13 protein-coding genes are annotated in these 14,886 nt (G+C 55.2%); 10 read left to right on the top strand and 3 right to left on the bottom strand.

From position 1 onward, the window contains the following. Positions 1-155: 155 nt before the first annotated feature. The 4 genes from trkA (at position 156) to A3850_RS05090 (ending at position 5,716) form a co-directional block, all read left to right on the top strand. The gene (gene trkA / locus A3850_RS05070) at positions 156-1,496 is read left to right on the top strand and encodes a Trk system potassium transporter TrkA (protein WP_068214801.1); all 1,341 of its coding nucleotides are present in this window, start codon (positions 156-158) and stop codon (positions 1,494-1,496) included. A gap of 98 nt (positions 1,497-1,594) precedes the next feature. Continuing rightward, entirely contained in the window at positions 1,595-3,043 is a 1,449-nt protein-coding gene (locus A3850_RS05075; RefSeq protein ID WP_068214802.1) for a TrkH family potassium uptake protein, read from the top strand. Between the two features lie 751 nt (positions 3,044-3,794). Then, positions 3,795-5,084 carry a M43 family zinc metalloprotease gene (locus tag A3850_RS05085; RefSeq protein WP_068214804.1) on the top strand — a complete coding sequence of 430 codons (1,290 nt, stop codon included), beginning with the start codon at positions 3,795-3,797 and terminating at the stop codon, positions 5,082-5,084. After that, positions 5,081-5,716, top strand: coding sequence for an SDR family oxidoreductase (locus A3850_RS05090; protein ID WP_068214805.1), 636 nt, complete (start codon positions 5,081-5,083; stop codon positions 5,714-5,716). The genes A3850_RS05085 and A3850_RS05090 overlap by 4 nt, the downstream gene beginning before the upstream one ends. A 90-nt stretch (positions 5,717-5,806) precedes the next feature. Here A3850_RS05090 and A3850_RS05095 read toward each other — a convergent pair whose 3' ends face one another. After that, complete coding sequence (locus tag A3850_RS05095) at positions 5,807-7,015, bottom strand: CotH kinase family protein (RefSeq protein ID WP_068214806.1); 1,209 nt, start codon at positions 7,013-7,015, stop codon at positions 5,807-5,809. A gap of 86 nt (positions 7,016-7,101) precedes the next feature. On the opposite strand from A3850_RS05095, the gene A3850_RS05100 reads away from it, so the two are divergent. Continuing rightward, the gene (locus A3850_RS05100; protein WP_068214807.1) at positions 7,102-7,635 is read left to right on the top strand and encodes a hypothetical protein; all 534 of its coding nucleotides are present in this window, start codon (positions 7,102-7,104) and stop codon (positions 7,633-7,635) included. Positions 7,636-8,301: 666 nt separating this feature from the next. Here the strand turns inward: A3850_RS05100 and A3850_RS05105 are convergent. Further along, positions 8,302-8,634, bottom strand: coding sequence for a DUF2853 family protein (locus tag A3850_RS05105; RefSeq protein WP_068214808.1), 333 nt, complete (start codon positions 8,632-8,634; stop codon positions 8,302-8,304). Positions 8,635-8,869: 235 nt separating this feature from the next. On the opposite strand from A3850_RS05105, the gene A3850_RS05110 reads away from it, so the two are divergent. The 4 genes from A3850_RS05110 (at position 8,870) to hemB (ending at position 13,310) form a co-directional block, all read left to right on the top strand. Further along, positions 8,870-9,607, top strand: a complete 738-nt coding sequence (locus tag A3850_RS05110; protein WP_068214809.1) for a hypothetical protein — start codon at positions 8,870-8,872, stop codon at positions 9,605-9,607. Beyond that, a complete protein-coding gene (locus tag A3850_RS05115) occupies positions 9,600-10,883 on the top strand; it encodes a DUF4350 domain-containing protein (RefSeq protein WP_157500899.1) in 1,284 nt (427 codons plus the stop codon). The genes A3850_RS05110 and A3850_RS05115 overlap by 8 nt, the downstream gene beginning before the upstream one ends. Positions 10,884-10,926: 43 nt before the next feature. Beyond that, positions 10,927-12,111 carry a MoxR family ATPase gene (locus A3850_RS05120; RefSeq protein ID WP_231915283.1) on the top strand — a complete coding sequence of 395 codons (1,185 nt, stop codon included), beginning with the start codon at positions 10,927-10,929 and terminating at the stop codon, positions 12,109-12,111. Positions 12,112-12,314: 203 nt separating this feature from the next. After that, positions 12,315-13,310, top strand: a complete 996-nt coding sequence (gene hemB / locus A3850_RS05125) for a porphobilinogen synthase (protein ID WP_068214811.1) — start codon at positions 12,315-12,317, stop codon at positions 13,308-13,310. 20 nt (positions 13,311-13,330) lie between these two features. Here hemB and A3850_RS05130 read toward each other — a convergent pair whose 3' ends face one another. Then, positions 13,331-13,753 carry an HPP family protein gene (locus tag A3850_RS05130; protein WP_068214812.1) on the bottom strand — a complete coding sequence of 141 codons (423 nt, stop codon included), beginning with the start codon at positions 13,751-13,753 and terminating at the stop codon, positions 13,331-13,333. Positions 13,754-13,869: 116 nt separating this feature from the next. Here A3850_RS05130 and dtd point away from each other — a divergent pair, with 116 nt between their 5' ends. Further along, positions 13,870-14,322, top strand: coding sequence for a D-aminoacyl-tRNA deacylase (gene dtd / locus A3850_RS05135; RefSeq protein WP_068214813.1), 453 nt, complete (start codon positions 13,870-13,872; stop codon positions 14,320-14,322). Positions 14,323-14,886 lie beyond the last annotated feature (564 nt).

A 14,886-nucleotide genomic window follows, 5' to 3' on the forward strand; every position in this document is an offset into this window, starting at 1 on the left:
AGTTGCGAGTTGCAAGTAGCGAGTGTCGAGTATCGAGTTGCGAGTACTCGACACTCGCAACTTTATTCTCGCAACTCGATTCTTGCAACTTGACACTGGGATTTGAGTTGCTTTAGGTATCGGCCGTACCTTCGCGCCATCCCAGAAGCAGCTGCATGAACATCGTCATCGCCGGAGCCGGAGACGTAGGCTTCCACCTCGCCAAACTCATGGCTACCGAGAACCAGGACATTATCCTCATCGATAAAGACGAGGAGGTGCTGGAGTACGCCGGTAGCCACCTGGACGTGCTGACGATTCGCGGGGATTCGACGAGTCTGGAAACCCTCGAACGCGCGCGCATCAGTTCGGCGGACCTCATGCTGGCCGTGACGACCTCCGAGAAGACGAACATGATGACGGCCATCATCGCCAAGAAGCTGGGCTGCCGCCGCGTAGTGGCCCGGGTGGACAACGAGGAATACACCACGGCTGCCAACGAAAGCACGATCTGTTCGCTGGGTATCGACCAGATCATTAGCCCCCGGCAGTTGGCGGCGGAAGAGATCGTCCGCCTCATCAAACAGTGTTCCTTTACGGACATCTTTGAGTTCGAGAACGGTAAACTCGTTTTACTCGGGACGACGCTGGACGACCACTCCCCGCTGGTCGGGCTGCGCCTTAGTGAGATGGACCAATTCGAGAGTAGCGTGGACCTGCACCCCATTGCCGTACTGCGGGGCAACGAAACCATTATTCCGAAAGGGTTTACTACGCTGCGGCGGGGGGACCATATCTACTTCATCACCAAACCGGATCAGAAGAAGAACGTGGAGGCCTTCGTGGGCAAGAAGCAGCAGACCGTGCGCAGCATCCTCATCCTGGGCGGAACGGACCTGGCCATTTCGACGGCGCGCTTACTCATGGATGAGTACCACGTCACGATCGTGGAAAAGAGCAAACGCCGCTGCCAATTCATTAATGAGCAGCTGAATAACGTCCTCGTCATCAAGGGAGACTACAACAATGTGGACCTCTTGGAGGAGGAGGGGTTGGACCGCATGGATGCCTTCATCGCGCTAACGGGTAACGCGGAGACGAACATCATCTCCTGCCTCACGGCGCGCAACCACGGCGTCTTTAAGACCATCGCCCAGGTGGAGAACAAGGCGTACATCCACATTAGTCAGAACATTGGCGTGGATACCCTCATTAATAAAAAGCTGCTCGCAGCCAACAGTATTTTCCACCACGTCCGGAAGGGAAACATCGAGGCCATCACCAGCCTCCAGGGCGTGGACGCCGAGGTGATCGAGTACGTCCTGACGAAGACCAACCAGCTCACGAAGAAGCCGCTGAAGAAGTTACACTTCCCCGATACCGCGTTGGTTGGTGGTATTATCCGCGGCGAGAAAACGATGATCCCGGACGGTGATACGCAGATGGAATTGGGCGATAAGGTGATTGTGTTTGCCCTACCTTCGGCCATCAAACGGCTGGAAGAGCTCTTTAGGTAGCCCTTGCGCACGGTGCTTGACCTACATCGGTTAAGAGTTATACGATTGAATAGTAGCCGCTCTAGCCCCAGCCCATCCTCAGTACTACCCGACTGACCATGATCAATTTCCGCCCCATCGCCAGAGTTGTCGCCATCCTCCTCGCCATCGTGGGGGTGATGATGTGGACGGGCATTCCCTTTAGTCTTTACTACGGAGAAAGTGTGTGGCCCCTGCTCCTGGCCGGGCTCGGCAGTCTGGCGGCGGGTGGGCTTCTGTTTCTGGTGAAGAACCCAAAGGGAATTCCGATCCGTAAGCGGGAGGGTTACCTGATCGTCGTCCTGAGCTGGGCGGCGATGGTGCTATCGGGCATGGTCCCCTACCTTCTGAGTGGAGTGGTCTCGACTTTCCCCGATGCCCTCTTTGAAACCGTATCGGGGATGACGACGACGGGCGCTTCGGTGCTGACGGACATTGAGATTCAGCCCCGTGGTATCCTGTACTGGCGAAGTTTGACCCAGTGGATTGGGGGGATGGGGATCATCGTATTAACGGTCGCCATCTTTCCCCTCCTGGGTATTGGCGGTATCGAACTCTTTGCGGCGGAAGCGCCCGGACCGACGTCGGATAAGCTCCATCCCCGCATTAGTGAGACGGCCAAACGTTTGTGGTTCATTTACGTGGGCCTGACCGTTACGCTGTTCTTCTGCCTTTGGGCGGCGGGCATGAGCAAATACGAATCCGTCAATCACGCCCTGACAACGATGGCTACCGGTGGTTTCAGCACGAGAAATGCCTCGGCGGCGGCCTTTAGCCCGTTGATTCAGTACATCCTCATCCTCTTCATGTTTTTTGCGGGGGTGAACTACACCGTGCTGTACCTTTCCTTTAAGCGGCGGTTCAAGGAGGTTTGGAAAAGTGATGAGCTCAAAGCGTACCTAGTGATTGTGTTTGCGCTCACCGCCTTCTTTACCGCCAAGGTGTGGTACGCGACCGGTGGGACGAACCTGGAAGGTGCCTTCCGCGATAGTCTATTCCAAATAGTTAGCCTCATTACCACCACTGGATTCGTGACGGCGGATTACACCAGTTGGGCGACGAGCCTGACCATCATCTGTTTCGTCTTGCTGTTTCTTGGTGCTTGCGCGGGTTCCACCTCGGGGGGCATCAAACTGATCCGCCATTTGGTCTTCCTCAAAAACTCTTACCTGGAGTTTAAGCGGATCGTCCACCCTTCGGCCATTGTGCCCTTGCGCGTTAATCAGGAGGTGGTGCCGGGTAAGATCATCACTCACGTATTCAACTTCCTCCTGTTGTACCTGCTGCTGTTCATCGTAGGTTCGGTCATCCTGGCTACGATGGGGCTTGATTTCAATACTTCTCTGGGGGCGATGGCGACGAGTTTGGGCAACGTTGGCCCGGGTATTGGCGGGGTAGGCCCGGTCGATAATTTTGCCTGGTTGAGTCCGGGCATCAAGGTGTTTTTGTCGTTTGTGATGATTATTGGGCGGTTGGAGATTTATACGGTGTTGGTGTTGTTTACGCCGTTTTTTTGGCGGTTGAATTGATTTTCTGCTTCCGGCTTCCGGCCGGGATTTCTTCCGGTACGTCGACCTTTAGGTCGACGCTTAACGTCACTGCTTCTCTACCACTTCTTTTCAGAAGAAAAGAAGCAAGATTCTTGTCCTGTAACCGTGGCTTGACGTGATTTTTATCTCTACGGCTCCCGGCCGGGTTTACTTCCGGTACGTCGACCTTTAGGTCGATGCTCAACGTCGCTTCTTCACTACCAATTCTTTTGTAGCCACCACGCAGTAGCAGCGCAGCTAACAGAAGCAAAAGCTTTAATCTGTTTCGTGGCTTAATTTACTTCCGGTACGTCGACCTTTAGGTTGATGCTTGACGTCACGGCTTCTCTACCACTTCTTTTGTGACCAAAAGAAGCAAAAGTCTTGTCCTGTAACCGTGGCTTAACGCGATTTCAGCGGCAGAAAGCTAAAATTTGCCAACTCGCTATCCGATTTTTGTTTTAAGCTTTAAATCTGCCGTTTGCATTTAATTTGTGGGCTACGCCTTAATCATTCGCGTGCTCACACAGTGCAAATTTCTTCACGCTTTCTGCCGCTGAAATCACTACCACGGTTAAGGGACGGATAACTCCCAAGGCTCCAGGTATCCCGTCTAAAATCTAAAATCCAACCTCTAAAGTCCTTACAGGTATCCCGTCCAAAATCTAAAATCCAACGTCTAAAGTCTTTACAGTATCCCGTCCAAAATCTAAAATCCAACCTCTAAAATCCCGTCAGTATCTTAACCCCCATGCGCCACCTCTTATTCCTAACCGTAATCCCCCTCCTGCTGCTCACCTGCCGCACCGCGCGGGAAGCCAGCCCCCGGGCCTACGCACAGGATACGGAGACAATCACTGACGGAGAGGTTACCTACTTCCGGTTTCGGCCGGACAGCGTGCAACGGCCGGATACCTTCGTTTGGGAGCGATTGACGCAACAGGACCGTGCTTACTACCTGCCCGACCCCGACCACCCGGAGTACCTGCCGGAGCGGCGCGTCCGTCTTAATTTTCACGTAATGAATAGTGCGGATTCCATCTTCCCCATGCAGGGGGAGGTGGCCGTGAAATACGCGCAGGATGTCCTGAACTACACCAACGCTTTTATGCGGGATAACCCGGAAAACTGGCTAAACCCGGATTCGATAACTCCGCCCGCCTTACCTACGCACATCAAATATGTGTTGGCGACCGATCCGGAAACCCAGGCGCCTGCCGTGTACGAGCACTTCGACGATGAGCACTATGGATACATCCACAAGGGGCCGGGTATGAACCGGTCCGATATGGAGGTGGTGAAGAAGTACAACGTGCGGCCGGACGAGGAGCTCAACATCTACTGGATGGGGCCGCCCAAGGAAAAGATCGTGAACATGGGCGCGAAGAAAACCTCCGGCAGCGGCATCTACCTTGGCACTGCGCTGAAGGTGACGGACGTATTGTCCAAGGACGTCGCGCCCTGGTCCATCCGCCAGGTATTTTCCCACGAACTCGGCCACGCTCTGGGTCTCTACCACGCCTGGACGCGCAATGATGGTTGCCCGGATACACCCGTCCACGCCAATAAAGCCTGGAGCGCGAAGAAGCGGGGGCCCAACCTGACGAGTAACAACCTCATGGATTACAGCCCCGACCAGGAAGCTCTCACCCCCTGCCAAATCGCGCGTATGCACATCAAATTAGCCGATAAGACCACGCGCCAACGCGGCTGGCTCGAACCCGTCTGGTGCGATTACGAACCGGATGCACCAATCATCATCGCCGAAGACCTGGTGCTGAACGGAGCGCGCGATTACGCATCGGATCTCATCGTCCAACCGGGCGCTACGCTTACCATCAACAACCGGGTCCACCTGCCGGAGGGTGGGAGCATCCGGGTAGCTGCGGGCGGGCGCCTCATCCTGGGCCCGGACGCCATTTTGCACAACGACTGCGGCGGTACCTGGCGAGGGATTTTCATCGCGGAGGCAACTAGTATCGAAGGCTTAGCCACCGTCGAAACCCACTCTTCCGCTACCCTCCTCAACGTCGCGCCATGAGTAAAACTGTCCTCATCACCGGTGGCACGCGGGGTATCGGCCGGGCCTGCGCCGAGGCTTTTTTAGCGGCTGACTATGCGGTCACGATCGTCGCTCGTTCCTCCGCGGCGCTGACGGAGATGGCCACCCAACTCGGCGTGTTTACAATTGCGGCAGATCTTTCCAAGGAAACCGGCGTGGCGGCCGTTCCGATTCGTCCGTACGACGTAGTCGTGCTCAACGCGGCGGCCTTCGCGCCGGGCACTTTACTAGATGCGGAGTCGGACACCTTCACGGAATTATTACCACTTAATGTACTCGCCAATCACCACCTGGCTCGCCGTCTCCTTCCCGAGATGATCGCACAAAATGATGGCCACTTAATCGTCATCGGCTCCACCGGAACGGACAACTGGAAGGGCCACATGACGGCCTACGTCGCTAATAAATACGCGCTTCGTGGCCTTTTTTACGGCTGGCAGCAAGAGTTGGCGCTGTCGCAGGTGCGGTGTACGTTGGTCGCGCCAGGGGCTACCCTGACGAGTAGTTGGGATAACGAAGAAGTACCAGAGGGAATCCTGATGCCGGAGGAGGTAGCGGGAGTGGTGTTGGGAGTGGTGGAGAAGGGGGAAGAGGGACGGGTTTGCCTTTAGAACGCTGCGCTTTGGAACGGCTTCGCCTTTGGGACGCTTCGCTTTAGGACGCTGCGCTTTGGAACGGCTTCGCCTTTGGGACGCTTCGCTTTAGGACGGCTTTGCCTTTAGGGCGGCGAAATAGGATTCTAGGTAGGTGTTGCGGAGGGTGATGAATTGCTTCATCCAGTTGATTTCCGTCATGAAATCGTTGTCGTCGTAGTAGGCTTCGGCGGTGGTGGGCCAACGGGAGAAGTTGCGTTCGGCGTAGGGTTGGAGTTGTTGGGCCAGGGCATCGATTTCGGCGATGAGATTGGCTGGAGAGAAAAGGTTTGAGTGAAGCTCCTCCCACCTTTCGTGCAGGGCTTTGCGGTACCATTCCTGTTGAAGGAGGCGGCGGAAGAGGATGGAGCGTTCCAGCTGGGCGGGGCGTTCGTTCATGTTGGCCTCGTTGTCGCCGTCGCGGCCGAAAGAATGGTCGTAATCCCAGGGTGCGACGCGGATGGGTTGGCCGGTCCGTTGGCGGTAGAGGTAGAAGTTTTTGAGGATACCGTCCTGGTTATTGGTGAGGAGGAGCAGGAGGTGCCAGTCGATAAAGTTGTCCACGTCGATGGCTTGGTGAATGTCTTTATTGAAGGTGGCTGAATCCGCCTCAAGGATGAGCTGCCGCAGGTCTTCCAGTGCCGGGGAGCGATCGGCCTTGCTGCGTTTTGGGTAGGTCTGCTGGTGGAAGTTGTCGGGATTTTCCGCAACGATACCGTCGTAGGATTCGCGAAAAATTTGGGGTTCCTTAAAGATGAAGGCTCCGGGGTCACCCTTTTTTACGTTGAGGGTGGACCGGTCGAGCTTTTCCATTAGTACGTACAGCCCCGCGTAGTCGCCGTTGCGCTGGAGTTCAACGAAAGCCGTGCTGGCCGCCCGGTTATTTGGGTTCATCTGGCGGAAGAGTTGGAAGGAAAGTACGTGACGTAGAAAAGTCTTGTCGATGTAGTTGGCGTTGAGGATCCAGTCGTCGTCCGCGGGTAGTCCGGCGAGGGGAAGATCTTCCGGCAAGTCCAGTTCGTAAGAGTACTTGGAGAAGCGAATCGAGTATCCGCCGCGCCGTTCGATGCGGATGGGGACCGTCGTTAGATTTGCTTCCGCGCCCTCAGCAATCTCCAGCGTCCCCGCTACCTTATCCCCTTTGGGGATGCTGTCCGGCACCGTGAGGCTCAACGTAGTCACGGCCAGGGCTGGGATTGGGGATGCTGCATCGGGTGTGGGGGTGCAGCCGAGTAAGCAAATGGCTAGCGTGATTAGGAGGAGGTATTTTTGGTGCATGGAGACTTGTAGAGGTGTAAGCAGCAATTATGCACTAACTTATGACACTTGAATCAATCTATACGTGAGCCTAAACGTAGCAGCTAATGAAATTGAATAGACTTTTGCCCTTCATAGTGCTCATTGGATTAGCTCACTGCCATGAAGTTAACAGGCCGGACGACCACCTAGGTTATTACGCTCAGATAGGTAGTAGCCCATTTACTAAGTATAATCAATTAGTTATCGTTCGAGATACGGAATTGCTATTCAGATATTATGAAATAGGTTTGCCATGGGTTACTCAGTCCTATGTCCTAGTACAAGGCGAATACAGGACTACGGACGATCAACTTCAGCTGAAATTTTCACCGGGGCAATTGTGTGTTTCCGACGGACAAGAAACAGAATGCTTTGTAAAAGTTGAGGATGTTGAGCAATTCCTAACTGATACGGAGGTAGCGGATTTATTTAACTTTAAACATCAAGCTGCCAGCACGGATTATCAACTCGACTCTGCAGAATTGGAGTACTATCATTCAGCAATGGAGCAAATTGTCTTTAAGCATAAGCTAATGTTGGAGGTCGATTCGGCTGGTTTGAAACCACTTGAATTGGATGATTGTATCGTTTGCGATTGAATTAGTTCAAAATCAACCGTTGTGCCCAGTTATGTTCCCTCGATTGAAGTGGTGAGATCATAGAATTCGGGGGGGCAGGTATAAGATTATTAATAGCCGAGATTTACAATTAACGCCAACGAATATGTCTCTATTAAAAATAGGGTTCGGGCTTATAGGTTGCTTGGGAGCAAAATATCTGTTGCCCAACGTTCGCCGTGCTTGGAGGTTGGTGAAAAACTATCGTGATAACCATTATGGTGGTGGGTTAGGCGAGTATGTCCTATACGTCGATTTTGCGGTATGCGTACTTGGGTTGCTAATTTGTGTGGGTTTGATTATTCTTGCAGGTTTGGAGGCAATAGGATTAATCACAGCAAATTTGTGATGTACTGCCACTTTTTTAGTAATTACCTTCCTATCGGTTTTGGAAGCCGCGAATTTTAATCGCCAGTGAATGCGTTTAAAAGTAATAATACTTACCAAACGTCACAACCAGTCTATTCCTAATCCACATTAAGATCAACTTTCGATACTTGCGAATTAGACAGCTCCACGTCCCCATTGCACAGCACCCGCGGCAGCGCCCATCAGGAACACAAAACCCCACCATCAGACGAACTGAGGGTGGGGTTTTATAGACCAAACCGGTATTAAATTAAATACCAATGAGGAGGTAGTGAACTACTATGCGTAGTGGTCTTCAGCACCGAGGTGCTTGCAAACGAGGTAGTAGAATACGCCGCGGAGCTTGAAGCGCTCGGTGTACTTGGCGCAAACGGCCTGTACGGCTTCCTGGCCCTTCTCGGCGTCCATGCCAAGTTTTTTGACGACGTAGCTTTTTACGACGCGGTCGAGCTCTTCCTTGTCGCTGCAGGCTACTTTGCTGGCATCGATGTTGTAGAGCGCGGGGCCGAGGCCTTTGGCGACCTTTTCGAGGAGGGCGCTGTCATTATCGGGCTCGACTTTGTCGAGGTGGGCCTGGAGGGCGGCTAGTTTTTCTTGAAAATTGTTCGTCATGAATCGAATAGGTTTATTTGGCCCGGGGCCTCATGGAGAGGAGGGAGAAGGCCGGTTAAAAAGTTGTGTTTTGGTACAGTAGTCGCAAGGCCCCACGGGGCCGGAAAACGTGCTGTAAGGTAATTGTTGTAAGGTAATCACGCAAGCCAATGTTTGCAAACACATTGTTTTGTTTGGTGAACTTCGCCGCCCGCCTTCCGCCGATCGGCCGGTGGCTAGTATCTTGGCCACAGTAATGACCCCCACAAGCCTAAAAACCTACTTGCTGGCCCTACTCTACACCGTTTTGCTCCTGCCGGGAGCTACGGTAGACCTCCCCGCCCAGGAGGCAACCAACGGTGTATTTGCCCCCGGGCGCCACGCGGAATTGCGCGAAGAGGTGGTCTTCACCCCACCCGAAGAACAGGAAGAGGAGGTGGAGGAAGTAGAGAAAGATATTTCCACTTCCAACGACTGGACATTTGGCGACTTCAAGGTTTCCCGCGAGATCGCATACGTAATGCTCGGGGTGTTGCTCCTCCTTCTCGGAATACTCGTGTACCGGATTCTGGGCGACGTGGAACTCCGGAAGCGTATCCGCGGCAACGAAGAGGAGCAGGACCAGATCATGATTGAGGAGATCGAGGAGGAAGCGCTCGTCGCCAGCGGCGTATCGCTGAGTCTCCAGGAGCGCGCGGAAAAAGCCGGGCAGTTTGATATCGCCGTACGGCTCCTTTACATCCAATTACTGAAGGATCTGCAGGACAACGGGCTAATTAAGTACCGCCGCGACTACAGTAACCGCGATTACCAACGGCAAATGCGGGGCTCCGAATTGCTTGGAGAATTCCGGGAAGTGACGGTTGATTACGAGCGGTATTGGTACGGGAAGTATTCAATTGATGCTCTCAGCTACCGACTCGTGAAGCGGAAGTTTGCCGCGCTGACGAACCACATCCAACAGGCTTCCACAACTACCCCGCCCCATGCGTAGTGCCCGTACCTTCTTCCAGTGGGCGGCGCTTTGCGTGGTCCTATTTGCATCCGGTTGTGGGCTGGATTGGCGGGAGTCCTACGACTATACGGATGATGACCCCTTTGATCTGTACGTGCTCCACCAACTTCTGCAGGCCCGCGATGGCGGACTGACCATGCTGCAGGATAGCCTGCCCGCCCTCTCGGCGGATGAAGAAGAAGTAGCCAATTACGTTTTCGTTGGTTCTTACGCCTACTACAACGAGAACGAGATCACCCACCTGCTGGACTTCGTAGAGCGGGGTAACAATGCCTTCATCGCGGCAGATGAGTTGCCCGAAGAACTGGCCGAAATGCTGTACGGCTCGGACTGCTACTTTAATTACGACGAATACGATTATTCGACGACCTACGATGACGACTATTCCATCCGGCCGGGCTACCACGACACCGTCCAACTGACGCTCGAGACGGCCGGTGAACCCTACCAACTGGTACACGTCTACGACTGGAAGCCTACCCGGGACCGGGTCAACTTCGTACCCGACTACCACCTTTGTGACCCGGAGATCGATAACGTAAGCCTCGGTACGGTGGATACGAACTTCATCGGGTACGTACGGCTGAACTGGGGAAAGGGTAACTTCTATTTCAATACCCAGCCGAAGTTCTTCACCAATTTCTACCTGGTTGATTCCACCAGCTACCACTACGCGGAGGATGCGCTGGCGATCGCCCTGAACGACGGCCCGATTTACTGGGATGAAGCCTCACGAATCCCCCCCGCCGTAGCTCGGCAAAAGCGCGAAGCCAGGAACCGGCCGGCCCGCCAACTCACGGGGCGCAACCTACTCAGCGGTAATGAATCGCTGAGCTACATCCAGGATAACCCCGCCCTGGCGCTGGCCTGGTACTTGCTGCTGGCTTCGGTCTTGCTCTATGTTTTCTTCCGCGGAAAGCGGCGGCAGCGGATCATACCCATCATCAACCAACGGGAGAATTCCAGCAAACGCTTTATCGATACGCTGAGCCGGCTCATCTATCAGAAGGGAAACCACGGGGCATTGGCTCGGCAGGAACTACGGAGTTTGCGCTTCCACCTACAGGATAAATTTGGCATCCGGTGGCAACCCTCCGAACCGCTGCCGAAGAACTTTGCCGAACTTACCGGCGCTTCGGCCACGCTGATCGAGGGGGCTAACATTGAGATCAAAATTGTGCACGATAAACGGAGTATTGACGAGACAGCGCTCGTTCGATTCTACCGTGCCATTGAACCCATTTACCACCTTTAGTCCTTTACCTACCCAGGGGACCACTACACAACCAACGGCAACTATGCTTGAAGACGACGATAAAACACCCGGCTACGTACCGGCACCACGGGAAGAACCCGACGCCCCATCTACCCCACCCGTGAACCCCTATGCTCCGGCCGGGATGACGCCGGGCGAAGAGGGAGAAGGAACGTCCGACGCTGCTACCCGCGAACCGGCTGCCAGTGCGTCTGATTTGACTCATGACCCTATTCCAGCGTCGACTACTAATCCAGGATTCGTTGCTCAGGACCGTATCGACCTCAATGAACTACGGGAAGCCGCGAGCCGCGTCCGGTCCGAGATTGGAAAGCTGGTCGTGGGCCAACGGGAATTTATCGACCTGCTCATTGCCTCCTTACTCGCTGGTGGCCACGTGCTCGTGGAAGGAGTCCCCGGTATCGCCAAAACCCTTACGGCCCGGTTGCTGGCCAAAACGATTGCGGCGGATTACAGCCGGATCCAGTTCACGCCCGACCTCATGCCGAGTGACGTGACCGGTACGACGATCTTCAACATGGGCACCTCCGAATTTGAGTTCACGAAGGGGCCGGTCTTCAGTAACCTCGTCCTGATTGATGAGATCAACCGGGCTCCGGCCAAGACGCAGGCCGCCCTCTTCGAGGTGATGGCAGAACAGCAGATCACCGTGGATGGCCATACTTACCAGATGGAGCCTCCCTTCTTCGTGATCGCTACCCAGAACCCCATCGAGCAGGAGGGTACCTACCGCCTGCCGGAAGCGCAGCTCGACCGCTTCCTCGTCCGGATCATCATCGATTACCCCAGCCAGGAGGAAGAGAAAGAGATCCTGTACCGCTTCCGGAGCGACTTCCAGCAATCCCAGCAGGACGACGTGGTGGCCGTCTTCACCCGCGAGCTCGTGGCCAAGTACGCTGCCCTCGTGGAGAAGGTATTCATCCGCGATGAGTTGCTCGATTACATTGCTGCCCTCGTCCACCGCACGCGTACTCACCCGGATCTTTACCTGGGCGCCAGCCCTCGTGCTTCCCTCGGTATTCTGCGCTTGGCAAAATCCGTAGCCGCCCTCGCCGGCCGCGACTTCGTTACGCCGGACGATATCCAGGAAGTAGCTTACCCCGTCTTGAACCACCGCATCATCCTGACGCCCGAGCGTGAGATGGAAGGCATCAGTACGCGGGAGGTGATTGAGGAGATTGTGCGGGGGATTGAGATTCCCCGGTGATTCTCGATTCTCGATACTCGATTGGCGAGGACTGATTGGCTACCGCACGGCTTTGTCGCACTGCGTGCTCCCGCCTATGTAATAGCGGTAGCTGAGCGAAGCGAACGCCAAAGCGGTAGCCAATCAGTCCTCACTTATCGAGAATCGAGAATCGCCAATCAATCTTCACCTTCTTAATTATAACCCAACCAACCCCCTCCCCCATGCTCTCTCGCCCCCGCCGCAACCGCCAGTCCGCTGCCATTCGTACGCTTGTGCGAGAGACAGAATTACTGCCTGGCCACCTCGTTCAGCCGATCTTTTTGCAGCCGGAACCGGATGCGCGCCTGCCCATTGAAAGCTTGCCGGGCACGTTTCGTTTGGGGATTGAGGAGGTCGTGCGGGAAGTGGGGGACTGCATTGCGCTGGGCATCCGTAGCTTCATCATGTTTCCGGCCGTTCCGGAAGCATTGAAGGATAAGCGAGGTACGTACGCGACGAGTAAGGACAACTTTTACCTCCACGCCGCTACCCGGCTGAAGAAGGAGTATCCGGAGATCTGCCTGATTTCCGACGTAGCACTCGATCCGTATTCCTCCGATGGGCACGACGGCGTCATCAAAAATGGGAAGGTGGATAACGATGATACGTTACCGCTGTTGGAGGCAATGTCCGTAGCCCAGGCGCGGGCCGGTTTCGACGTCATTGGCCCCAGCGACATGATGGACGGCCGGGTGGAAGGCATCCGCCGCGCGCTGGACAACGCCGGCTTTACGGATACGGCCATCATGAGTTATTCGGTGAAGTACGCCAGTGCTTTCTACGGCCCCTTCCGTGATGCGTTGGACAGTGCCCCCCGCTTGCTCGAGGACGTCCCTACCGACAAGAAGACCTACCAGATGGACCCGGCCAACCGTCGTGAGGCCCTCCGGGAAGCCGCGCTCGATGCGGCCGAAGGGGCGGATTACCTGATGGTGAAGCCCGCGATTAATTACCTGGACATCATCCGAGATCTCCACCAGGCGCATTCGCTACCAATCGCTGCTTACCACGTTTCGGGTGAGTGCGCTATGTTACTGGCCGCCGCCGAGCGGGGCTGGTTGGATTACGAGGCCGCGGCCACGGAAGCCTTGCTGTCGATCAAAAGGGCGGGGGCTGACGTCATCATCACCTACTTCGCCAAGGACTACGCGTCGTGGTGGAAGTCGGGCCGGATATAGTCAGCCAGCCCCGATTACTCCTAGAATCTTTCCGCGTAGAGAATGGGTTCCGGGTATTCCTTTTTGAAGGAGTACCGGATGACGTCAAAAGCAGTGACGACGCCCTTCAATTTGTTGTCGAGGTTAACGACGGGAAGGGTTTTGAACCGACGGTCCATGAACAGTTCCGCTGCCGTGCCGACCTTGTCCTTAGGGGCGAGTTTGACGACTTTTCTGGTCATGACCTGTTCCACGAGCGCTTCTTCACAGCCTTCGTTGCCGCGGCAGTGTTGCCACAGGTCGTAGGAAGTGATGAGGCCGACGAGGTGCCGGTCTTCGTCGATGACGGGTAACTGTTGCAGCCGCTTTTGCTGCATGATCTCTAAAACGGTGCCTACGGTTTGATTGGGTAATACGGTCGTTACTTTGGTAGACATTACGCTCCGCACTTCTTCGTTCATCATAAGTTCTGATGTTTGCGGCTCTTTGGGGGTGCTTTAAATTACGGTTTTTTAGCTCGCCGGGCAAGTCAGCCTTCGAATCTCTTTAATCAAGAATTTCCACCTTCCAATTAACTAACATGCGCGCATTGCTTCAACGGGTTACCCAGGCTTCCGTCACCATTGCGGGGGAGGTTTCGGGCCAGATTGGTCCTGGCCTCCTCATCCTGATTGGTATTGAAGACGCCGATACCTCCGCGGATATCGACTGGCTCTGCAAAAAGATCAGTGGCATGCGCATCTTTGGTGACGAGGAAGGCAAAATGAACCGCAGTGTCGTCGACGTCGATGGCGGCCTATTGGTCGTTTCCCAGTTCACTTTGTTCGCCAGTACGAAGAAGGGCAACCGCCCCGGCTTCACTCGCAGCGCCCGGCCGGAGGTGGCCATTCCGTTGTATGAATCCTTCGTGAAAACCCTCGCGATCACCGCCGGCCGGCCCGTTGAGACGGGGGTATTTGGTGCCGATATGCAGGTGGCTTTGGTAAATGATGGGCCGGTCACGATTTGGGTGGATACTGGGGCGCGGGAGTAGGGGGGGAATTTTGAGTGGACGGACATTATTTAGTGGAGGCCATGTGACGGTTTGTAGAGTGGGCCACCTGACGGTGTGCCACCGCTAGGTAGGCCGGCCCTTCGGGACGGACAGTCTTGCAGCGCCGCAGGCCTCTCCTTCTCTCCAACCTCCCCCACTCCTGCGAAACCTATACTTGGCGGAATCGGTAAAACCTAACGGGCGAGTAGAGTGGGCCACCTGACGGTGTGCCACCGCTACGCAGGCCGGCCCCATCGGGACGGACAGTCTTGCAGCGCCGCAGGCCTCTCCTTCTCCCCAACCTCCCCGACTCCTGCGAAACCTATACTTGGCGGAATCGGTAAAACATAACGGGCGAGTAGAGTGGGCCACCTGACGGTGTGCCACCGCTACGCAGGCCGGCCCTTCGGGACGGATAGTCGTATTGCGCCGCAGGCCTCTCTTTCTCCCCAACCTCCCCGACTCCTGCGAAACTTGTAGGTGTAAAACTTAGTTCCTCCATCTCCTCCTCTTACTCCCTGGCAACCGCCGGAGGCTTAACGCGGCCAGAGGCCACGTCTCCAG

The sequence above is a fragment of the Lewinella sp. 4G2 genome (genome assembly GCF_001625015.1).
Lineage (GTDB): Bacteria > Bacteroidota > Bacteroidia > Chitinophagales > Saprospiraceae > Neolewinella.

Coding starts and splice junctions, on each gene's coding strand:
- trkA (WP_068214801.1), top strand. CDS start 156: ATGAACATCGTCATCGCCGGAGCCGGAGACGTAGGCTTCCACCTCGCC.
- A3850_RS05075 (WP_068214802.1), top strand. CDS start 1,595: ATGATCAATTTCCGCCCCATCGCCAGAGTTGTCGCCATCCTCCTCGCC.
- A3850_RS05085 (WP_068214804.1), top strand. CDS start 3,795: ATGCGCCACCTCTTATTCCTAACCGTAATCCCCCTCCTGCTGCTCACC.
- A3850_RS05090 (WP_068214805.1), top strand. CDS start 5,081: ATGAGTAAAACTGTCCTCATCACCGGTGGCACGCGGGGTATCGGCCGG.
- A3850_RS05095 (WP_068214806.1), bottom strand. CDS start 7,015: ATGCACCAAAAATACCTCCTCCTAATCACGCTAGCCATTTGCTTACTC.
- A3850_RS05100 (WP_068214807.1), top strand. CDS start 7,102: ATGAAATTGAATAGACTTTTGCCCTTCATAGTGCTCATTGGATTAGCT.
- A3850_RS05105 (WP_068214808.1), bottom strand. CDS start 8,634: ATGACGAACAATTTTCAAGAAAAACTAGCCGCCCTCCAGGCCCACCTC.
- A3850_RS05110 (WP_068214809.1), top strand. CDS start 8,870: ATGACCCCCACAAGCCTAAAAACCTACTTGCTGGCCCTACTCTACACC.
- A3850_RS05115 (WP_157500899.1), top strand. CDS start 9,600: ATGCGTAGTGCCCGTACCTTCTTCCAGTGGGCGGCGCTTTGCGTGGTC.
- A3850_RS05120 (WP_231915283.1), top strand. CDS start 10,927: ATGCTTGAAGACGACGATAAAACACCCGGCTACGTACCGGCACCACGG.
- hemB (WP_068214811.1), top strand. CDS start 12,315: ATGCTCTCTCGCCCCCGCCGCAACCGCCAGTCCGCTGCCATTCGTACG.
- A3850_RS05130 (WP_068214812.1), bottom strand. CDS start 13,753: ATGATGAACGAAGAAGTGCGGAGCGTAATGTCTACCAAAGTAACGACC.
- dtd (WP_068214813.1), top strand. CDS start 13,870: ATGCGCGCATTGCTTCAACGGGTTACCCAGGCTTCCGTCACCATTGCG.